Consider the following 21,318-nt stretch of genomic DNA (forward strand, 5'->3'; position numbering starts at 1 on the left):
CCCACGGGACGGCCGTAGAAGCGGAGCAGACCGGTCCCACATCCCTCGCACAGATGTGCCACTCTGTTGCGCGCAACAACAGGCAAGGGGAGGGAGTTACGGTGGCCACGCCACAGCTGACCCGGATGCACCGCGTTCTCATCGGCGTGGTCGTCACGGGTGCCGTGATCATCGCCGGTATCGGCTTCGCGGGTTCGTACGCGGCCGTCCGTGAACTCGCCATCAAGAAGGGCTTCGGGAACTTCAGTTATGTCTTCCCGATCGGCATCGACGCGGGCATCTGTGTGCTGCTCGCCCTGGATCTGCTGCTGACCTGGATCCGGATCCCCTTCCCGCTGCTGCGCCAGACCGCATGGCTGCTGACGCTGGCCACGATCGCCTTCAACGGCGCCGCCGCCTGGCCGGACCCGCTGGGCGTGGGCATGCACGCGGTGATCCCGGTGCTGTTCGTGGTCGCCGTGGAGGCGGCCCGGCACGCGATCGGCCGGATCGCGGACATCACGGCGGACAAGCACATGGAGGGCGTCCGCCTGACCCGCTGGCTGCTCTCCCCCGTGCCCACCTTCCTGCTGTGGCGGCGCATGAAGCTGTGGGAGCTGCGCTCCTACGACCAGGTCATCAAGCTGGAACAGGAACGCCTCGTCTACCAGGCCCGGCTGCGCTCCCGCTTCGGCCGTGCCTGGCGCCGCAAGGCCCCGGTGGAGTCCCTGATGCCGCTGCGCCTCGCCCGGTACGGCGTCCCGCTGGGGGAGACGGCCCCGGCGGGCCTGGCGGCGGCGGGCATAGAACCGGCGCTGATCCCGGCGCCCCCGCGGGTCGACACGGCCGTGGACGCCCGTGCCGCCGAGGCGGCGCGGACGGGCGGCGAGGGTGCCTCCCAGGCCGTTCCGGCACTGACGGAGGGGCCTCACGGCGGGCAGCCCGAGCTGGCCGGCCCCCACAACGCCGGGCAACCGGCACCCGGACAGCAGTCCCCCGACGAAGCGAGCCCCTGGTTCTCCGCCCAGCGCGTCGACTACCACGGGGGCTACGACCCCGAGTACGAGCCGGAGCCCCCGTACGAGGAACCCCCGTACGAGGAGTGGTACGAGGAACACCAGGGGCACCAGGGCGAGGCCCCGCAGCCGCAGCAGCCCGAGCAGCCCTCCCCGGAGGACACCGGCAGCTTCCCCATACCGGCCGGCCCGAACCGCACCCGCCAGCTCGGCGAGGGCGGCGGCACCCCGCCCACGGAGCCGGACGAGGAGGCCTACTACCAGGTCTTCCGTCAGTCGATCAACGGCAGCCTGCCCACCCCCCGGGAGTTCGCCGACGGCGTGGAGGCCACGTACGGGATCTCGCTGCCCGACAACGAGGCCAAGCACATGGTCAGCCACTTCTCCAACCGCTTCAACGCGGAGCTGGAGGAAGACCACATCGCCTGAGCGATGAACCCTGAACGGCACGACGAGGGGCCCTCGCATGAGGGCCCCTCGTCGTGCCGCTGCGTACCGCTCCGCCGTTTCCGCTACTCCCCGAGCAGGGCCCGCACCCGCTCCTGCCCCACCGCGAGCAGCAGCGTGGGCAGGCGCGGCCCGGTGTCCCGGCCGACGAGCAGGTGGTAGAGCAGCGCGAAGAAGGACCGCTGGGCGGTCTTGATCTCCGGCGGCAGCTCCTTGGGCGTGGCGTCGGCGGAGAACCCGGCCCGGACCTTGGGCACGCCGTAGACGAGGTGGGTGAGACCGTCGAGCGACCAGTGGTCCTCGAGCCCGTCGAGCAGCAGCCGGATCGACTGCTGGGAGGGCTCGTCGAGGGACTTCAGCAGGTCGGTGTCGGGCTGCTCGCGGACAATGGTGCGCTGGTCGGCGGGGACGTGGGAGTTGATCCACGCCTCGGCCCTGTCGTACCGCGGGCGGGCCTCGTCGAGCGAGCCCAGCGGGTTGGCCGGGTCGAGTTCCGACAGGATGCGCAGCGCCTGGTCCTGGTGGCCGGCGGTGATGTCGGCGACGGACGCGAGCGTGCGGTACGGCAGCGGGCGCGGCGTCTTCGGCAGCTCGCCGGCGGCGGTGCCCACCGCGCGCGTGTGCGCGGCGACGTCACCGGGCAGCGCCAAGCCGTCGTCCACCTTGGCGGCGAGCTTGTCCCACTCGTCGTACAGGCGCTGGATCTCCTGGTCGAAGGCGATCTTGAAGGACTGGTTCGGCCTGCGCCGGGCGTACAGCCACCGCAGGAGCTGCGGCTCCATGATCTTCAGCGCGTCGGCCGGGGTGGGCACGCCACCGCGCGAGGACGACATCTTCGCCATGCCGGAAATGCCCACGAAGGCGTACATCGGGCCGATCGGCTGCTCGCCGCCGAAGATCCCGACGATCTGCCCGCCGACCTGGAACGAGGACCCCGGCGAGGAGTGGTCGACGCCGCTCGGCTCGAAGATCACGCCCTCGTACGCCCACCGCATCGGCCAGTCGACCTTCCAGACCAGCTTGCCGCGGTTGAACTCGCTGAGCCGGACCGTCTCCGAGAAGCCGCACGCGGTGCAGGCGTAGGTCAGCTCGGTGGAGTCGTCGTCGTAGGCGGTGACGGTGGTGAGGTCCTTCTCGCAGTTGCCGCAGTAGGGCTTGTACGGGAAGTAGCCGGCGGAGCCGGAGCTGCCGTCGTCCTCCGACGCGGCGCCCGAACCCTCCTCGGCCTCCAGTTCGGCCTCGTCCACGGGCTTCTGCTGCTTCTTGGCCGCCTTGGGCTTGGTGCGGTACTGGGCGAGGATCGCGTCGATGTCGCCGCGGTGCTTCATCGCGTGCAGGATCTGCTCGCGGTACACGCCGGAGGTGTACTGCTCGGTCTGGCTGATGCCGTCGAACTCCACACCCAGCTCGGCGAGTGAGGCGACCATGGCGGCCTTGAAGTGCTCGGCCCAGTTGGGGTGCTCCGAGCCCTTCGGGGCCGGGACGGAGGTCAGCGGCTTGCCGATGTGCTCGGCCCACGACTCGTCGATGCCGGTGACACCGGCAGGGACCTTGCGGTACCGGTCGTAGTCGTCCCAGGAGATCAGGTGCCGCACCCGGTACCCGCGGCGGCGGATCTCGTCGGCGACGAGGTGCGGGGTCATGACCTCGCGCAGGTTGCCCAGGTGGATGGGGCCGGACGGCGACAGCCCGGACGCGACGACGACCGGTTTGCCCGGGGCCCGACGCTCCGACTCCTCGATGACGTCGTCCGCGAAACGGGAGACCCAGTCGGCGGTCTCGGTGCTCTGAGCCACGATCGGCACGTCCTCTTTCCCTGAAGTTTCTCTGAAGGTTCTCCGTGGGCAGCCGGTACGGTCGTACGGCTGACCGCTCCATTGTCCCAGGCGGGTCGGCATCCACGAAAACCCCTTTTCAACGCGTTGGACGGGCGCGGGCGGCCCGGCGTTCGCCCGGCGACCGGAAAATTCGCTTTACCCCGCGTGGGATACTGGGCCTGTCTATCCATCCCCACGAGGAGAACGGCACCCTTTCCTATGGCCTCGGTCACGTCCCTCACCGCTTCCGTCCACCAGCGCCTCGCGTCCGCCCTCTCGGCCACCCTGCCGGAGACCGCCGCCGCGGACCCGCTGCTGCGACGCAGCGACCGGGCGGACTTCCAGGCCAACGGCATCCTGGCGCTGGCGAAGCAGGCGAGGACGAACCCGCGGGAGCTGGCGGCGCAGGTCGTCGGGCACGTGGTCACCGGTGACGTGATCAAGGACGTCGAGGTCTCCGGCCCCGGCTTCCTCAACATCACGGTCACCGACCGGGCGATCACGGAGAACCTCGCGGCACGGGCGGCCGACACGGAAGGCCGGCTGGGCGTGCCGTACGCGGAGCAGCCGGGCACGACGGTGATCGACTACGCCCAGCCGAACGTGGCGAAGGAGATGCACGTCGGCCACCTGCGGTCCGCGGTGATCGGCGACTCCGTCGTCCAGCTCCTGGAGTTCACCGGCGAGAACGTGGTCCGCCGGCACCACATCGGCGACTGGGGCACCCAGTTCGGCATGCTCATCCAGTACCTGGACGAGCACCCGCACGAGCTGGACCACAAGGCGACCGAGGTGACCGGCGAGGAGGCGATGTCGAACCTCGACCGCCTCTACAAGGCCGCGCGCAAACTGTTCGACTCCGACGAGGAGTTCAAGACGCGGGCCCGGCGCCGGGTGGTGGACCTCCAGGCCGGCGACGCGCACACGGTGGCCATGTGGCAGAAGTTCGTGGACGAGTCGAAGATCTACTTCTTCTCCGTCTTCGAGAAGCTGGACATGGAGATCCGGGACCCGGACATCGTCGGCGAGTCCGGCTACAACGACATGCTCGCCGAGACCTGCCGCCTGCTGGAGGAGTCCGGTGTGGCGGTCCGCTCGGAGGGCGCCCTGTGCGTCTTCTTCGACGACGTCAGGGGCCCGGACGGCAACCCGGTCCCACTGATCGTCCAGAAGTCCGACGGCGGCTACGGCTACGCGGCCACCGACCTGTCGGCGATCAGGGACAGGGTCTTCAACCTCAAGGCGAACACGCTGCTGTACGTCGTGGACGCCCGCCAGTCCCTGCACTTCAAGATGGTCTTCGAGACCGCGCGGCGGGCCGGCTGGCTGAACGACGACGTGACGGCGTATCAGCTGGCGTTCGGCACGGTGCTCGGCAAGGACGGCAAGCCCTTCAAGACCCGTGCGGGCGAGACGGTCCGACTGGTGGACCTGCTCGACGAGGCGATCGAGCGTGCCTCGGCGGTCGTCCGGGAGAAGGCGCAGGACCTCTCGGAGGAGGAGATCGCCGAGCGGGGTGCCCAGGTGGGCGTCGGCGCGGTGAAGTACGCGGACCTGTCGACCTCGGCGAACCGGGACTACAAGTTCGACCTCGACCAGATGGTCTCGCTGAACGGCGACACGTCGGTCTACCTCCAGTACGCCTACGCCCGGATCCAGTCGATCCTCCGCAAGGCCGGAGAGGTTCGGCCCTGTGCCCACCCGGAGCTCGAACTGACCCAGGCGGAGCGGGCGTTGGGCCTGCATGCCGACGCCTTCGCGGAGACGGTGCGGGAGGCCGCCGCGGAGTACGCCCCGCACAAGCTGGCCGCGTACCTGTACCAACTGGCGTCCCTGTACACGTCCTTCTACGACAAGTGCCCGGTGCTGAAGGCGGAAACACCGGAGCAGGTGGAGAACCGCCTGTTCCTGTGCGACGTCACGGCCCGCACCCTGCACCAGGGCATGGCCCTGCTGGGCATCCGGACGCCCGAGCGCCTCTGACGGATCCGCCGGTCCGTCGCCGCGGGCCCCGCCCCGTACTCGACGGGTCGGGGCCCGCGCGCGTTTCGGCCATCCTCGGGCCCGCACGAGTGGCTGTGAACCCTTTCGCGCGCGGCACAAGATCGAAGTGCGGCGGGCACCGGGCGCCCCGAGGATGACGAAGGAGCGGAGCGCGGAACTTCCCCACAGTTCGGGCACTCCGCTGCGTCATGCGTCTGCGTCTTGCTTCACAGAAGGAGGAATCCATGACGGCAACGACGGAGAGCCCCACTCGGGAGAAGGCAGGCGTCGGTCTGGAGGAAGAGGAATCCGCGATCGGGCCGCTTCTGCTGGCCACGCTGCTCGCCCGGCGTGAGGAACGCGGGGAGGCCCCGATGATCGACCACCCCTTCCTCCTCGCCGCGCTCATGCGCCGCCGGGAGGAAGGCGGGGAGTCGATGATCCAGCACCCCCTGCTGCTCGCCGCCCTGATGCGCCGCCGGGAGGAACGGGAGGACCCCATCATCGAAAACCCCCTCCTCCTCGCCATGCTCATGCGCCGCCGCGAGGAGCGCGGGGAGTCGATGATCCAGCACCCCCTGCTGCTCGCCGCCCTGATGCGCCGCCGGGAGGAACGGGAGGACCCCATCATCGAAAACCCCCTCCTCCTCGCCATGCTCATGCGCCGCCGCGAGGAGCGCGGGGGCTCGCTGATCCAGCACCCCCTGCTGCTCGCCGCGCTGGCCCGGCGCTAGGAGCTGGCGACACCCCGCCCTCCGACGGCCGCGCTCACCGGCATCGGGGGGCGGGCCCGTACGGCAATCGAACTTGAGGAACCACAATGGCAGCTGAGTCCGGCGGAGAGACGGAACGGGATCCCCTGGAGACCTTCATCGACGAGGTCTTCGAGGAAATGGTGCGCGAGTCCGGGATTCCGCACACCGGTACCGGTGTCAGGCATGGGAAGGACCCGCTGACGGCAGCGCTGCTGGAAGCGGCCGCGACGACCCTTTCCCGTCCGGCGCACTCCCGTTCCTCGGAACTGGAGAAGGTGCTGTTCGCGCAGGTCCTGGCGACCGCGTTGGCGGAATCCCTCGCGCCCGCCCTGGCGGAGTCCCTGGCCATGGAGATCATGAAGGTGCTGAACCAGCACGCCGCCTCGCACGGCGGCACCGCCCCGGCATCGGCGGGCGGAGGTTCCCGCGGCCGACGAGGCGAAGGCGAGCGGGGCACGGGAACCTGACCCTCCGCGGACCGCTCACCGGTCACGGCGCGGCGGGACCGCCCGTGCGGAGACGGGCGGCCCGGCGGGGCGGGAGGCGTCAGCGCAGCTTCTGCGCGACCTCGGTGGCCCAGTAGGTGAGGATGTTGCGCGCCCCGGCCCGCTTGATGCCGGTCAGGGTCTCCAGGATGGCCCGGTCGCGGTCGACCCAGCCCTTCTCGGCGGCGGCCTCGATCATCGCGTACTCGCCGGAGATCTGGTAGGCGGCGACCGGCACGTCCACGGCGTCGGCGACCCGGGCGAGGATGTCGAGGTAGGGACCGGCCGGCTTGACCATCACCATGTCGGCGCCCTCCTCCAGGTCGAGGGCCAGCTCCCGCAACGACTCACGCAGGTTCGCGGGGTCCTGCTGGTAGGTCTTGCGGTCGCCCTTCAGCGAGGAACCGACCGCCTCCCGGAAGGGACCGTAGAAGGCGGACGAGTACTTGGCGGTGTAGGCGAGGATCGCCACGTCCTCCCGCCCGATCTGGTCCAGCGCGTCCCGGATGACGCCGATCTGCCCGTCCATCATCCCGCTGGGGCCCACGACATGGGCGCCTGCGTCGGCCTGGACCTGGGCCATCTCGGCGTACCGCTCGAGCGTGGCGTCGTTGTCGACCCGCCCCTCGGCGTCGAGGACGCCGCAGTGCCCGTGGTCGGTGAACTCGTCGAGGCACAGGTCGGACATGACGAGCAGTTCGTCCCCGACCTCGGAGCGCACATCGCGCAACGCGACCTGGAGGATCCCGTCCGGATCCGTTCCCGCCGTCCCGAGGCCGTCCTTCTTGCCCTCCTCCGGCACCCCGTACAGCATGATGCCGGAGATCCCGGCCTCCACCGCCTCGGCGGCCGCCTTCTTCAGGCTCTCCCGCGTGTGCTGCACCACCCCGGGCATCGCCGAGATCGGCACGGGCTCGCTCACTCCCTCGCGGACGAACGCGGGCAGGATGAGGTCCGCCGGGTGCAGCCGGGTCTCGGCGACCATGCGCCGCATGGTGGGGGTGGTGCGCAGCCGGCGAGGACGCGTACCGGGAAAGGATCCGTACTTCGTCATGCCCTCTACGCTACGCCTTCCGCCCCGATGCCTTTGCCGACGGGGAGTCGGCCCCGACCAGGCCCGTCAGACGGCGGCCTTCGCCGATCCTTTGGCCTTGGCGCGCTTTGTGACCTTCCTCGGCTTCTCCGAGGTCCCCCGCTGAGGAGCCTCTGCACTTCGACGGCGATACCGGAGCCGGGAAAGACGTGTACCGGTTGGGCGCGGGCCGGAGTTGGGGGCGGTGAAAGACCAAAGAACCCTGGGAAAAACCCACCCAACAAATGAACGCGAGCGGCAGGCGATGCAGCGTGCTGCAGCCGTCCTCACCAAAAATCTGAGCCAGCGCGATGGCGTGACCGGCGGACTGGGCGGTTCCGGCTTGTGCGGCTACGGACGCACCCGCTTCCGTGCCCGCCCGACCGTCCAGCGGAGCATCAGGGCGGCCAGGAGCCAGCAGGCGGCCAGGCGGGCCCAAGGGTCCGCCGCCGGGGGAAGGTTCGCCGGGAAGGGGCCGGACAGGAGCAGGGTCAGGGCGCTGATGCCGACGAGGGGGCCGACGGCGTACCACAGCATGGCGACGATGGGACCGATGTCGGCGAGGAGCGGGCCGCTGTAGAGGACCCAGGCAGGCACAGGTGAGCGATAGGCGCTCAGCAGGCCGGCGGCGACGAGGACGGGGGCGGCGGCCAGGACGACAAGAGGGGCCGAGGGGAGATCGGCCAGGGCCAGAGGCACCGCGAGGAGACATCCGGCAACGACGAGCGCGAGGATCGGTACGACGGTGTGGGCGAGCGCGATGCGTTCGCAGGGGCGTGGAGACCACGCCGTGCGCCGTACGTCGTCGCCGTCCAGCCTGGCCGGCTCCAGCAGGGCGGAGGCGGCGAAGTAGCCGAACAGAGCGGCAACCGCGGCCGCGAGGTGGGCCGTGCCGCCCCGGGTACCGGCGGAGGTGACGGCGGCCACCCCGGCGAGGGCGAGCAGCAGGAGCACGAGGCCGGACCGTCGGGGGGCCATGAGGAGGGCCACCGTATCGCGCCAGGCGACGAGGAGGCGGGGGGAGCGCGGCGGGGCGAGCCTCGCGGCCCACCGTTCGACGCGCCCGCGGCTGCGGGCCTCCAGGCCGCCGGTCATGGCGAGCCGGACCGAGCGCAGGTCGCCGGCCAGGATGCCGGCCAGCACACCGCCCGAGGCCCGGGCCCGTGACCGCAGCACGGTGGTGGGCAGTTCCGCGACGGCCTTCCCCGCGTAGGCGAGGGCGGCCGCCGTGGCCGCCAGCAGCAGCACGAGCGCCGCCGGCCATAAGGGGACGTCCCGCCCGGCGGCGGCCAGCACGGGCTGTGCCGCCCAGCCCCAGGGACCGGACCAGAGTTCCACCGCCTCCAGCGGCCTCGCCCGGTGCCCCTGTGCCGCGAGGCCGGACTGTACGGCGCTCAGCAGCACGGCGAGCAGCAGTACGGGGGTGGCTCGGTGGAGGCAGTCGGCTGCTCTGCGGGACCGTTCGACCACGGCCGCGGCGACCACGGCCAGCAGGGCCAGGCAGGCCGCGGGGCCGAGGCAGGCGAGGCTGAGCAGGCCGATGTCCCCGAGGTCGGCCGACGCGACGAACAGGGCGGCGGCGAAGCCGATCAGCAGCGCGGCAAGCGTCCAGACGCCGGCGGACAGGATGAACCAGGGCAGCAGCACCGGGCGGCGCCGGACCGGCAGGGCGAGCAGCCAGTCGACGTCCGGCCGGGGCGGCGTCACCGGACCTCGCCACAGGGCGTCCCGCACGGTGAGGAAGAGTCCCGCCAGGGCCAGGCAGACCAGGCCGGAGGGCAGCATCCGCGCGATGGCCCCGGCGTGTTCCGTCAGCGGCCGCCGGTGGCCGAGTTCCTGTAAGAGGCCGATGGCGAACAGGCCGTACCAGCCGAGGAGCAGGACCAGGACGACGTAGGCGACGTACCCGAACCGGCGGGCCCGGCCGGCGCCGCGCCGGTCCTGCAGCCACGCCCGGGTCTCGGCGGTCCGGTCCACGCCGCCGGGCCGTACGTTCGTCGTGCTCGTCCCTGACGTCATGGCGTTCACGCGTCCGCCTCCGTGAACACCTCGTCCGGGCTGCCGTCGGCGACCACCGCCCCGTCATCCAGGAGTACGACGCGATGTGCCGCCCGGGCCAGCTCGCGGTGGTGGGTGGCGAACAGGACCGCGGTGCCGCTGTCGCCCTCGGCGCGCAGCACGTCCACCAGGCGAACGCGGGCGCCGTGGTCGAGGCGTTGCTCCGGCTCGTCGAGGACCAGCAGGTCGCGGGGGCGCAGCAGCGCCGACGCGAGAAACATGGCCTGGAGTTGGCCGGAAGACAGCGCGCCGGGCAACGAGTCGGCGTGGCCGGTGAGCCGCTGCTCGCTCAGGAGCCGGTCGACTTCGTGCACGGGTACGCTGTGGGCCACGGCGACCAGTTTCAGGTGCTGACGAACAGTCAAGTCCGGGTAGCAACTGAGCGCGTCGCCGACCACGGCGACCCGGGCCCGGACACGCGCGTCGTCCTCGCTCATCGGCTCGCCGTCGAACTCGACCGTGCCGGTGGTGGGCCGGTCACGGCCGCAGGCGATGCGCAGCAGAGTGGACTTCCCCGAGCCGTTCGGCCCGACCAGGGCCACGCGTTCCCCCGCGGCGATCTCCAGGTCGATGGTTCTGAGCGCCTCACGCTCGCCGAAGGTGCGGCTCACACCCGTAACTTTCAGCAAGGCTGCTCGCACCCTCGCGGCTCCCCTCCCGGATGGTCCCTGCAGTACCAGGGGCCGAATCTACGGGATCCACCCCATCGACCGGGCCGCTGTACGGCGTACTCTTCTCCATCGTGCGGTCCGAACTCGCACGCGGTTCATCCGCGCAGCCTCACAGTGGCTCGCCGAGCAGATCGGGCAGGAGGTCATCGGGCACCCGCAGCAGGGCTGAGGCCCGAGGGACGAAGCCCTGCGCTGCCAAGCGAACGCCCCGCTGTCCCGTACGGGACAGCGGGGCGTTCGTCCTGAGCCAGGCAGACCTCGCCGGGGCGTCACGTCGACGAACGACGCCTCCGCGCCCCCGGACGGCGTTCGCTCGGTCGCGTCACCGGGTCGCCGGCCTCCAGGGCCGCCAGGCGGCGCCTCGCGCCGAAGTCGGCCAGGGCCTCGGCCAGCTTGTGGACGGACGGCTCGGGGGCCATCACGTCCACCCGCAGGCCGTGCTCCTCGGCGGTCTTCGCCGTGGCCGGGCCGATGCAGGCGATCACCGTCACGTTGTGCGGCTTGCCCGCGATGCCGACCAGGTTCCGCACCGTCGACGACGACGTGAACATCACCGCGTCGAAGCCGCCGCCCTTGATGGCCTCGCGGGTCTCCGCCGGGGGCGGAGAGGCACGGACCGTGCGGTAGGCCGTGACGTCGTCGACCTCCCAGCCCAGTTCGATCAGGCCCGCCACGAGGGTCTCCGTGGCGATGTCCGCGCGGGGCAGGAAGACACGGTCGATCGGGTCGAAGACCGGGTCGTACGGCGGCCAGTCCTCCAGCAGGCCCGCGGCCGACTGCTCGCCGCTCGGCACCAGATCCGGCTTCACGCCGAAGGCGATCAGCGCCTTGGCCGTCTGGTCGCCGACCGCGGCCACCTTGATGCCGGCGAAGGCCCGGGCGTCCAGCCCGTACTCCTCGAACTTCTCCCGCACCGCCTTCACCGCGTTGACCGAGGTGAACGCGATCCACTCGTAGCGGCCGGTCACCAGGCCCTTCACCGCGCGCTCCATCTGCTGGGGCGTGCGCGGCGGCTCGACGGCGATCGTCGGGACCTCGTGCGGCACGGCCCCGTAGGACCGCAGTTGGTCGGAGAGCGAGGCCGCCTGCTCCTTGGTGCGCGGAACGAGGACCTTCCACCCGAACAGCGGCTTGGACTCGAACCACGACAACTGGTCGCGCTGGGCGGTCGCGCTGCGCTCGCCGACCACGGCTATCACCGGGCGCCCGCCCTCCGGGGACGGCAGGACCTTGGCCTGCTTCAGGGTCTGCGCGATCGTGCCGAGCGTCGCCGTCCAGGTGCGCTGGCGAGTGGTCGTACCGGCGACCGTCACCGTCAGCGGGGTGTCGGGCTTGCGGCCCGCCGAGACCAGTTCGCCGGCCGCCGAGGCGACCGAGTCAAGCGTGGTCGACACCACGACCGTGCCGTCCGAGGCGCCGACCTCGGTCCAGCAGCGCTCCGAGGCCGTACGCGCGTCGACGAACCGCACGTCGGTGCCCCGGGCGTCGCGCAGCGGCACCCCGGCGTACGCGGGCACGCCGACGGCGGCCGCGATGCCGGGGACGACCTCGAAGGGGACGCCCGCGGCGGCGCAGGCGAGCATCTCCTCCGTGGCGTACGTGTCGAGTCCCGGGTCCCCCGACACCGCACGGACGACCCGCCTGCCGCCCCGCGCGGCCTCCATGACAAGATGTGCGGCATCCCGCACCGCGGGGACCCCAGCGGTTGTTGACGTGCCGTCAACAACCGTGAGCTGGGGCGTGCCCGTGCCCGGATGCGAGTCCGCCGAAGGACCCGGGTCCGTGTGCACGACGGCGACGCCCTGCCTGGCGTGCGTGCGCACGACGTCGAGCACCTCGTGCTCGGCGACGAGGACATCCGCGTTGGCCAGCGCCTCCACGGCGCGCAGTGTGAGCAGTCCCGGATCTCCGGGTCCGGCACCGAGGAAGGTGACGTGCCCGTGTTCGGGACAGGCGGGAAGGGTGGTGGGGCTCACTGTGCTCGCTCCCCCATCAGACCGGCCGCGCCCTGGGCGAGCATCTCGGTGGCGAGTTCGCGACCGAGAGCCATCGCCTGGTCGTGCGTCTGGGGCACGGGACCGGTGGTGGACAGCTGCACCAGTGCGGAGCCGTCGGGCCTGCCGACGACGCCCCGCAGGCGCATTTCCTTGACAATCTGCCCGTCGCCCAACAGGTCGGCCAGCGCGCCCACCGGGGCGCTGCAACCGGCCTCCAGGGCGGCGAGCAGTGACCGCTCGGCGGTCACGGCGGCCCGCGTGTGCGGGTCGTCGAGCTCGGCGAGCTCGGCGGCGAGTTCCGCGTTGTCCGCGGTGCACTCGACCGCCAGGGCCCCCTGGCCGGGGGCCGGCAGAATCGTGTCGACCGACAGGAAGTCGGTCACCTCCTCGCTCCGGCCGACCCGGTTCAGCCCGGCGGCGGCGAGTACCACCGCGTCGAGCTCACCGTTCTTGACGAAGCCGATGCGGGTGTCGACGTTGCCCCGGATCGGGACCGTCTCGATGTCCAGGCCGTGGGCGCGGGCGTACGCGTTCAGCTGGGCCATGCGGCGTGGCGAGCCCGTACCGATGCGCGCCCCGCGGGGCAGGTCGGTGAACTTCAGCGCGTCCCGGGCGACGAGCACGTCGCGCGGGTCCTCGCGCTCGGGTACGGCGGCCAGGACCAGGTCCTCCGGCTGCGTGGTGGGCAGGTCCTTGAGCGAATGAACCGCGAAGTCCACCTCGCCCCGCTGCAAGGCCTCGCGCAGTGCGGCCACGAACACACCCGTGCCGCCGATCTGTGCGAGGTGCTCACGGGAGATGTCGCCGTAGGTGGTGACCGGGACGAGCTCGACAGGCCGTCCGGTCACCTGGCTCACGGCGTCCGCCACCAACCCGGACTGGGCCATGGCGAGCTTGCTGCGCCTGGTCCCGAGCCTCAGTGCCTTCTCAGTCATGCTGGCCCTCGGTTCTTGCTGTGCTTCTCGGAGTCGTCGTGCTTCTCGGAGTCGTCGGAATCGCGGTCGGCCCGGGAGACGGAGGCGACCGTCTCGGGGTCCAGGTCGAACAGGGTGCGCAGTGCGTCCGCGTACCCGGCGCCGCCGGGCTCGGCCGCGAGTTGCTTGACCCTGACCGTCGGCGCGTGCAGCAGCTTGTCCACGACACGCCGGACGGTCTGGGTGATCTCCGCCCGGTGCTTGTCGTCGAGACCGGGCAGCCGCCCCTCCAGGCGGGCGATCTCGCTGCTCACGACGTCGGCGGCCATGGTGCGCAGCGCGACGACGGTGGGCGTGATGTGCGCCGCCCGCAGGGCCGCCCCGAAGGCCGCGACCTCGTCGGAGACGATACGGCGGACCTGGTCGACATCGGCGGCCATCGGAGCGTCGGCGGAGGCCTCGGCGAGCGACTCGATGTCCACCAGGCGCACCCCGGCGAGCCGGTGCACGGCCGCGTCGACGTCCCGCGGCATGGCGAGGTCCAGCACGAAGAGGGCCGGCTCGGGGCGCGGCGCGGCGGCGACCGGCTCGGGCCTGCGGTGCTCGGGGACACGGCCGGCGCTGGCCACGGTCGCGGCGAGCGCGGTGATCAGCTCGGCGTCGGTCTCCGGGTCGGCCTCGGCACGCGCGGACTCGCGGCGGTCGGCGGCTCCTCCCCCAAGCTCTCGGCTCCGCTCGAGCAGGGAGGCACCCCCACCGACCCAGGCGCCGTGCTGCTCCAGGGTGGCCGCGTCCATGCCGGCCACGGCGGACTCGCCCATCAGGGAGAAGCCGGGCTCGGCCGCGGCGAGGTCCAGCGGGCAGTTCTCATCGGCACCGGTGGTGCCCACGGGCGGCAGGGGGGTCTCGCGGACGTCCGTCCGCACCGCCGTACGGCCGCTGCCGTGCCCTCCCTCGGCGGCCCGCGCCACGGTGACGGGCGTACCGGTACGGCCCTCGACCGCGGCGGTGACCGTCTCGGCGGTCAGGACGAGTCCCGTCGCGCCGGTGCAGGAGACGGCGACATCTGCACGTGTCAGCTCGAGCGGTACCGCGTCCATCGGTACCGCGCGGGCCAGCACGTCCGTGTCGTCGTCCTCGGTGAGGATCTGGACGAGGCGCTCGGCCCGGTCCCACGTACGGTTGGCGATCACTATCTCGCCGACGCCGACGCGGGCGAGCGTGGCGGCGGCCAGCGACGACATCGAACCGGCGCCGATGACCAGGGCCTTCTTGCCGCGCGCCCAGGCCTGCACGTCCGCGCCCGCGGACAGCTGCTGCAGGCCGAAGGTGACCAGGGACTGCCCGGCGCGGTCGATGCCGGTCTCGGAGTGGGCGCGCTTGCCGACCCGCAGGGCCTGCTGGAACAGGTCGTTCAGCAGACGCCCGGCGGTGTGCAGGTCCTGGGCGCGGGCCAGGGAGTTCTTGATCTGTCCGAGGATCTGGCCCTCGCCGACGACCATCGAGTCCAGGCCGCAGGCCACCGAGAACAGATGGTGGACGGCCCGGTCCTCGTAGTGCACGTAGAGGTACGGGGTGAGCTCCTCAAGACCGACCCCGCTGTGCTGGGCGAGCAGCGTGGACAGCTCGGCGACACCGGCGTGGAACTTGTCCACGTCGGCGTACAGCTCGATGCGGTTGCAGGTGGCGAGCACGGCGGCCTCGGTGGCCGGCTCGGCGGCGACCGTGTCCTGGAGCAGCTTGTCCTGGCCGTCCGCGCTCAGCGAGGCGCGCTCCAGGAGGCTGACCGGGGCACTGCGGTGGCTCAGTCCGACGACGAGAAGACTCATGCCGGCATCACGGCGGGGACATCCCCGTCCGGCCCCCGGTCGGTGGACTCGTCGCGGACTGCGGCCGCGGGCGGGAGCGCGCGGTCGGCGACGGCCTCCTCACCGGCTTTGCGCTGCTCGTGGAAGGCGAGGATCTGAAGCTCGATGGAGAGGTCGACCTTGCGCACGTCGACGCCGTCCGGGACGGACAGCACGGTCGGCGCGAAGTTCAGGATGGAGGTGACACCGGCGGCCACCAGCCGGTCGCAGACCTGCTGGGCGGCGCCCGCGGGGGTCGAGATCACGCCGATCGAGACGCCGTTGTCCCGGATGATCTTCTCCAGCTCGTCGGCGTGCTGGACCGGGATGCCGGCGACGGGGCGGCCGGCCATCGCGGGGTCGGCGTCGATGAGCGCGGCGACGCGGAAGCCGCGGGAGGCGAAGCCGCCGTAGTTGGCGAGGGCGGCGCCGAGGTTGCCGATACCGACGATCACAACCGGCCAGTCCTGGGTGAGGCCGAGTTCGCGGGAGATCTGGTACACGAGATACTCGACGTCGTAGCCGACCCCGCGGGTCCCGTAGGAGCCGAGGTAGGAGAAGTCCTTGCGCAGCTTGGCGGAATTGACCCCCGCCGCGGCCGCGAGCTCCTCGGAGGAGACCGTGGGCACCGAGCGCTCCGACAGCGCGGTCAGGGCTCGGAGGTACAGCGGAAGCCTGGCGACGGTGGCCTCGGGAATCCCTCGGCTACGGGTCGCCGGTCGGTGAGTTCGGCCAGTTGCCACGGTGCTCCTGCGGGTAGAGCGGGGCTGCGGGCGGTCATATGTCCCCAGACCGCCCCGTCGACAGCAGGCTATGTCTTTGTGAACGTGTGCACAAAGATGGTGTCCGATTTGCCCGGCCAACGTGACCGGGGTCACGCACCCCCGGCGCGGATGTTTGGAACCGGCACATCCGCACCACTGCGCCTTTCTTGTTGGGGGCAAAACCGCACACTCTCCTCTACGATCCCCGCCCCCGAGACCAAGACGCCATCGATCCTAGGCGACTTCCGGCCAGTTTGTACTCCTCGGTCAGTCTCGATCAGCCCGCGAGCGCCTTGCGCAGTCGCGCCTCGTTCACCCGCCAGAAGGTGTGCTGTTCACCGTCGACGAGTACAACCGGAATCTGCTCCCAGTACCGCTCGTACAGCTCCGGATCCTGGGTGATGTCCTTCTGCTCCCAGACGGCGCCCAGGTCGGCACAGACCTTCTCCACGACGGCCTGCGCGTCGTCGCACAGGTGGCAGCCCGGCTTGCGGACGAGGGTGACGAGCCGCCCCTGGGGCCCGGGGGACTTGCGGCGGAAGATGGGACTCATGTCGGCCATTGTCGCTCCGGCACGCGCCGTGACGTCCTCGACGGCACCGCCGCAACGACGCCGTCGCGAAGAGTTCACGGCCCGCGAAGCCTCTCGACTCCGGAACCACCCGGCCAACTGGCTATGCTCACGCCATGGCCGCTCTCGGATGGCTCACTTCCCGTAGGCGCTCCGCCACGGCGCGGAGCGTGTTGGCAGGCGAGGCCTCGGCGGAGGCAGCGCGCAAATCCTCGCAGGAAGCGGGCGTCCCGCCGTCCCCGCAGGAGGCGTCGGAGTTCCCGGTGCACGGGGACGAAAGGGCCGCCGCCTTCTTCGACCTGGACAACACCGTCATGCAGGGCGCCGCGCTGTTCCACTTCGGCCGGGGCCTGTACAAGCGGAAGTTCTTCGACACGCGCGACCTCGCCAAGTTCGCCTGGCAGCAGGCGTGGTTCCGGCTGGCCGGGGTGGAGGACCCCGAGCACATGCAGGACGCGCGCGACTCGGCGCTGTCGATCGTGAAGGGCCACCGCGTCGCCGAGCTGAAGTCGATCGGCGAGGAGATCTACGACGAGTACATGGCCGAGCGGATCTGGCCGGGCACGCGCGCGCTCGCCCAGGCCCACCTGGACGCCGGTCAGAAGGTGTGGTTGGTCACAGCCGCGCCGGTGGAGATCGCGCAGGTCATCGCCCGCCGCCTGGGTCTGACCGGCGCGCTGGGCACGGTGGCGGAGTCCGTCGACGGCGTCTACACCGGCCGCCTGGTCGGCGAGCCGCTGCACGGCCCGGCGAAGGCGGAGGCGGTGCGCGCCCTGGCCGCGGCGGAGGCCCTGGACCTGACCCGCTGCGCCGCCTACAGCGACTCCCACAACGACATCCCCATGCTGTCCCTGGTCGGCCACCCCTACGCCATCAACCCCGACGCCAAACTCCGCCGCCACGCCCGGGAGATGGACTGGCGCCTGCGCGACTACCGCACCGGCCGCAAGGCGGCCAAGGTCGGCATCCCCGCGGCGGCCGGCGTCGGCGCCGTGGCCGGCGGCACCGCGGCGGCCATCGCCCTGCACCGCCGCCGCCGCTGACACCGGCGCACCGCTGCCCCGCACCGCCCCCACTCAGCACCGGCCGCCACCACCGGCCGCTCACCACCCGCGCCGCCGGCGGCCACCGTCCGTACCCCCGTGCCGCCCGCGCCGCCCAGTGGCGGCACGGGCCCTCGCCGGTCGCGGTCGTGCGGCGCACCCGGAAGCGCGGGCAATTGACCGAACGTACGCCCATGCCGTTCTGGCCATTCGACTTGGCGGTGCATCGCCAGGATGCGCCCCAGACCTATACCGAAGGCGGAACAGATCGGTCAGCAAACGGTCACTCTGCGATGTCTGAACGCATGCCAATCGGTTACGGAAGCGACGGAATCGATGATTTGAGCAACTCGGTGTAGCAGGGCCTGCACGAAGCGTTATTCTCCTCAGACGCAAACCGGCACCCCGTCGTCGCTACGACGGGTGAACGGTTCCGCACTGCACGTGATGGAAGCTCTGCCTCTGGGAGTCCCGTGTACCCACACGTCGGGGTTGACGCCTCGGGCCTGGCTACGCTCCGCGCAACGGTCCTGGACCTGCTGCGCGGCCTCGTCCCCACCGCGTACGCCGGCCCCGCATTCGCCACCGCCGCGCCGGTAGGTCCGGCCTACGCGCTGGCCGACGGCATGGAGCAGGTGCCGACTCGCAGCGCCGTGGTCGAGGGGCGACGGACGGGCGACGGACGGGCGGCCGGCAGACGAGGACGCTCGGCCGCGGCGGCCACCGTCCGCCGCCCGGCCGCGGACAGCGACAGCGCCCGGATGATGGAGCTCGTCGAGCGCGCCCAGGCCGGCGAGGCCGACGCCTTCGGACTGCTCTACGACCAGTACAGCGACACCGTCTACCGGTACATCTACTACCGCGTCGGCGGCAAGGCGACGGCCGAGGACCTCACCAGCGAGACCTTTCTGCGCGCCCTGCGCCGCATCGGGACCTTCACCTGGCAGGGCCGCGACTTCGGCGCCTGGCTGGTCACCATCGCCCGCAACCTCGTCGCCGACCACTTCAAGTCCAGCCGGTTCCGGCTCGAGGTCACCACCGGCGAGATGCTCGACGCCAACGAGGTCGAGCGCTCACCCGAGGACTCCGTCCTCGAGTCCCTGTCCAACGCCGCCCTCCTGGACGCCGTACGGCGGCTCAACCCGCAGCAGCAGGAGTGCGTCATGCTCCGCTTCCTCCAGGGCCTGTCCGTCGCCGAGACCGCCCGTGTGATGGGCAAGAACGAGGGCGCCATCAAGACCCTTCAGTACCGGGCCGTGCGCACCCTGGCCCGGCTTCTCCCGGACGACGCACGCTGAGCCGCGCACACGCTCCGCGACATTCAACTCACGCTCCGTGGAGTCGCGTTGACTTCTCGATCCGATGCGCCCGGGTCCGTAACCCAAGCGCCGAGCCGCTCGTTGTGCGGGATAGAGGCTCCCTGTGGTCACGCCCTGGCCAATCCTGATCACCGATCGGAAGAATCGGCTGAGGACGTGCGCCCTCAGGATCCCCGGGGAGTCGACCGTCATGACGAGAGGAGGTGCCGCCAGTGATCGCGAAAGTATCGGCGCACCGGCGGGCGAACGCCTTCGCCCAGTCCCTGGAAGAGCTGTCCGACCGGGGCACGGCGGCCGAACAGGCCGAAGGACCGGCACCGGCCCCGGCTGCCGCGGAACAGACCGAACAGGGCCGCATGCTGGCCCTGGCCACCGGTCTGGACGCGCTGCCACGGCCGGAGCTGGACCCGGAGGTCAAGGTCGTCCAGCGGGCCCGCCTGGTGGCCGCGATGGAGGCCATGCTCCAGGAGAGCACCGCGGCGGGCGAGGCGAGTGACCCACCGGTGCCCAGGCAACGGGCGCGCGGCGCACACCGGGCGAGCGGCCTGGGGAAACTGCGGCCGCGCACGCGGCTGAGCAAGTCGCTGGCCGCCGGCGGACTCAGCGTGGGTGTGGCCGCGGGAGCCTTCGGCGGAGTGGCCGCCGCCAGCTCCAGTGCCCTGCCCGGTGACTCGCTGTACGGCCTGAAGCGCGGCATCGAGGACTTCAAGCTCACCTACCTGACCGACGGCGCCGACGAGCAGGGCCAGGCCTACCTCGACCTGGCCTCGACCCGGTTGAGCGAGGCCCGCAGACTGATGGAGCGCGGCCGCGGCGGCCAGCTCGACCACGAGTCGCTCGGCGAGATCCGCCGCACCCTGTCCGGGGTGCAGCACGACGCCACCGAGGGCCACCGCCTGCTGCACGAAGCGTACGAACGCGACCCCGACTCCCTGCGTCCCATCCAGGCCCTCTCCACCTTCTCGCGGTCCCACCGCGAGGCCTGGGGCGCGCTCCGCGACCGGCTCCCGGTGCAGCTCGGCGACGTCAGTCAGCAGGTGTCGTCGGTGTTCGACGCCATAGACGACGAGGTCGCCCCGCTGCAGTCGATGCTCCCCCAGCCCTCCGCCCCGGGCGGCGACGGCAAGCAGCACGGCCCCCGGCCGACGGCGTCCGCCGGTTCGCCCGGCGCCGGGCACTCGGCCCAGCCCGGCACCGGCGGCGACGCCTCCTCCGGCAGCCCCCACTCCGGCAGCGACGACCCCAGCGCGTCGGCCGGCTCCGGCAGCGAGGACGACGGGCTGCTCGGCGGCTCCACCGGCGGCCTGCTCGACCCGCCGAAGCCCAGCGGCAGCGCCTCGCCGTCCCCGACCAAGCCGCCCGCCGGCGGCCCGGACGTGACGATCCCGCCGCTCCTCCCGGGCCTGCTGCCGGGCCTCGGCATCAACGCGGAGGACGCGAAGTAGGCGGTGCCGAGCAGCCCCAGGACGGCGGGGGCGTCCCTCATCGAGGGGCGCCCCCGCCGTCGTGGCACTGTCAGAAGAACACCGACCTGCGCTGCACCAGCAGCTTGTAGAGGGTGTGCTGGATCTGTTCGCGGACCTGGTCGGTCAGGTTGAACATCAGCATCGGATCCTCGGCGGCCTCCGGCGGATACCCGTCCGTCGGAATGGGCTCGCCGAACTGGATCGTCCACTTCGTCGGCAGCGGGATCGCGCCCAGCGGACCCAGCCACGGGAAGGTGGGCGTCAGCGGGAAGTACGGGATGCCCAGCAGCCGCGCGAGGGTCTTGGCGTTGCCGATCATCGGGTAGATCTCCTCGGCCCCGACGATCGAGCACGGGATGATCGGCACGCCCTGGCGCAGCGCGGTCGACACGAAGCCGCCGCGGCCGAACCGTTGCAGCTTGTAGCGCTCGCTGAACGGCTTGCCGATGCCCTTGAAGCCCTCCGGCATCACCCCGACCAGCTCGCCCTGCCCGAGCAGCCGCGCGGCGTCCTCGGTGCAGGCGAGGGTGTGGCCGAGCTTGCGGGCGAGTTCGTTGACCACCGGCAGCACGAACACCAGGTCGGCCGCGAGCAGGCGCAGATGCCGGCCCGCGGGATGCTGGTCGTGGACGGCGACCTGCATCATCAGCCCGTCCAGCGGCAGCGTGCCGGAGTGGTTGGCGACGATCAGGGCGCCGCCCTCGGCGGGGATGTTGCCGACGCCCTTCACATCGACCCGGAAGTACTTCTCGTACAGGGGCCGGAGCAGGGACATCAGGAGCTGGTCGGTGAGTTCGGCGTCGTAGCCGAAGTCGTCGACGTCGTAGTCCCCGGTGAGGCGGCGGCGCAGGAACGCCAGACTGCTCGCGATGCGCCGCTCCAGACCGCCGTCGTCCGGCGGCCTGCTCGGCGGCTGTGACGGCTGTTCCTCACTGGTCACAGGGACACCGCCCTGCGCGGCCCCCCTGGCTGGCAGGGGCTGGACCTCGCCGACCGCGGCCGACTCGGCGCCGGTGCGGCGGCTCCCCGTGCTCCGGCGCCGCGACGGCCGCTGTACGGCGCTCCCACGGGACCGGTCGTCGTCGAACGGGATGACCTTGGCGTCCGCCATGGT

The 21,318-nt window shown here is 71.6% G+C and carries 17 protein-coding genes; 7 read left to right on the forward strand and 10 right to left on the reverse strand.

Annotated features, from left to right (window positions below; all coding sequences use genetic code 11):
- The first annotated feature begins 125 nt into the window (after positions 1–125).
- Complete coding sequence (locus ACFY4A_RS31290) at positions 126–1,424, forward strand: DUF2637 domain-containing protein (RefSeq protein WP_390832712.1); 1,299 nt, start codon at positions 126–128, stop codon at positions 1,422–1,424.
- An 83-nt stretch (positions 1,425–1,507) separates the two neighbouring features.
- Here the strand turns inward: ACFY4A_RS31290 and lysS are convergent, their stop codons facing one another.
- Complete coding sequence (gene lysS, locus ACFY4A_RS31295; protein WP_390832687.1) at positions 1,508–3,247, reverse strand: lysine--tRNA ligase; 1,740 nt, start codon at positions 3,245–3,247, stop codon at positions 1,508–1,510.
- Between the two features lie 231 nt (positions 3,248–3,478).
- Between lysS and argS the strand changes: the two genes are divergently transcribed.
- The 3 genes from argS (at position 3,479) to ACFY4A_RS31310 (ending at position 6,464) form a co-directional block, all read left to right on the forward strand.
- Complete coding sequence (gene argS, locus ACFY4A_RS31300; RefSeq protein ID WP_390832688.1) at positions 3,479–5,242, forward strand: arginine--tRNA ligase; 1,764 nt, start codon at positions 3,479–3,481, stop codon at positions 5,240–5,242.
- A gap of 245 nt (positions 5,243–5,487) precedes the next feature.
- Positions 5,488–5,976 carry a hypothetical protein gene (locus ACFY4A_RS31305; RefSeq protein WP_390832689.1) on the forward strand — a complete coding sequence of 163 codons (489 nt, stop codon included), beginning with the start codon at positions 5,488–5,490 and terminating at the stop codon, positions 5,974–5,976.
- An 86-nt stretch (positions 5,977–6,062) separates the two neighbouring features.
- Positions 6,063–6,464 (forward strand): hypothetical protein, encoded by a 402-nt coding sequence (locus tag ACFY4A_RS31310; RefSeq protein WP_390832690.1) that lies wholly within the window; start codon positions 6,063–6,065, stop codon positions 6,462–6,464.
- A 79-nt stretch (positions 6,465–6,543) separates the two neighbouring features.
- On the opposite strand, the gene hemB is transcribed toward ACFY4A_RS31310, so the two are convergent.
- The 8 genes from hemB to ACFY4A_RS31350 all read right to left on the reverse strand — a co-directional run bounded on the left by hemB (position 6,544) and on the right by ACFY4A_RS31350 (position 16,367).
- Entirely contained in the window at positions 6,544–7,536 is a 993-nt protein-coding gene (hemB, locus tag ACFY4A_RS31315; RefSeq protein WP_390832691.1) for a porphobilinogen synthase, read from the reverse strand.
- 369 nt (positions 7,537–7,905) lie between these two features.
- A complete protein-coding gene (locus tag ACFY4A_RS31320; RefSeq protein WP_390832692.1) occupies positions 7,906–9,582 on the reverse strand; it encodes a hypothetical protein in 1,677 nt (558 codons plus the stop codon).
- Entirely contained in the window at positions 9,579–10,223 is a 645-nt protein-coding gene (locus ACFY4A_RS31325) for an ATP-binding cassette domain-containing protein (RefSeq protein WP_390832693.1), read from the reverse strand. Before ACFY4A_RS31325 ends, ACFY4A_RS31320 begins: the two co-directional genes overlap by 4 nt.
- 329 nt (positions 10,224–10,552) lie before the next feature.
- Positions 10,553–12,259 (reverse strand): uroporphyrinogen-III synthase, encoded by a 1,707-nt coding sequence (locus ACFY4A_RS31330; protein WP_390832694.1) that lies wholly within the window; start codon positions 12,257–12,259, stop codon positions 10,553–10,555.
- On the reverse strand, positions 12,256–13,215 hold the full coding sequence (gene hemC / locus ACFY4A_RS31335; RefSeq protein WP_390832695.1) for a hydroxymethylbilane synthase: 960 nt from the start codon (positions 13,213–13,215) through the stop codon (positions 12,256–12,258). The genes ACFY4A_RS31330 and hemC overlap by 4 nt, the downstream gene beginning before the upstream one ends.
- Complete coding sequence (locus ACFY4A_RS31340; RefSeq protein WP_390832696.1) at positions 13,212–15,023, reverse strand: glutamyl-tRNA reductase; 1,812 nt, start codon at positions 15,021–15,023, stop codon at positions 13,212–13,214. Before ACFY4A_RS31340 ends, hemC begins: the two co-directional genes overlap by 4 nt.
- Complete coding sequence (locus ACFY4A_RS31345; RefSeq protein ID WP_390832697.1) at positions 15,020–15,784, reverse strand: redox-sensing transcriptional repressor Rex; 765 nt, start codon at positions 15,782–15,784, stop codon at positions 15,020–15,022. Before ACFY4A_RS31345 ends, ACFY4A_RS31340 begins: the two co-directional genes overlap by 4 nt.
- Positions 15,785–16,082: 298 nt before the next feature.
- A complete protein-coding gene (locus ACFY4A_RS31350; protein WP_390832698.1) occupies positions 16,083–16,367 on the reverse strand; it encodes a glutaredoxin family protein in 285 nt (94 codons plus the stop codon).
- A gap of 125 nt (positions 16,368–16,492) precedes the next feature.
- Here ACFY4A_RS31350 and ACFY4A_RS31355 point away from each other — a divergent pair, with 125 nt between their 5' ends.
- From ACFY4A_RS31355 to ACFY4A_RS31365, 3 genes are all read left to right on the forward strand, one after another.
- Positions 16,493–17,419, forward strand: coding sequence for an HAD family hydrolase (locus tag ACFY4A_RS31355; protein WP_390832699.1), 927 nt, complete (start codon positions 16,493–16,495; stop codon positions 17,417–17,419).
- A gap of 473 nt (positions 17,420–17,892) precedes the next feature.
- Positions 17,893–18,717: an ECF subfamily RNA polymerase sigma factor, BldN family gene (locus tag ACFY4A_RS31360; protein ID WP_390832700.1), complete on the forward strand. Its 825-nt coding sequence runs from the start codon at positions 17,893–17,895 to the stop codon at positions 18,715–18,717.
- A 233-nt stretch (positions 18,718–18,950) separates the two neighbouring features.
- Positions 18,951–20,183: a DUF5667 domain-containing protein gene (locus tag ACFY4A_RS31365; protein WP_390832701.1), complete on the forward strand. Its 1,233-nt coding sequence runs from the start codon at positions 18,951–18,953 to the stop codon at positions 20,181–20,183.
- A gap of 70 nt (positions 20,184–20,253) precedes the next feature.
- Here ACFY4A_RS31365 and ACFY4A_RS31370 read toward each other — a convergent pair whose 3' ends face one another.
- On the reverse strand, positions 20,254–21,315 hold the full coding sequence (locus ACFY4A_RS31370) for a lysophospholipid acyltransferase family protein (RefSeq protein ID WP_390832702.1): 1,062 nt from the start codon (positions 21,313–21,315) through the stop codon (positions 20,254–20,256).
- Positions 21,316–21,318: the final 3 nt, after the last annotated feature.

Source organism: Streptomyces sp. NPDC001292 (genome assembly GCF_042896465.1).
Lineage (GTDB): Bacteria > Actinomycetota > Actinomycetes > Streptomycetales > Streptomycetaceae > Streptomyces.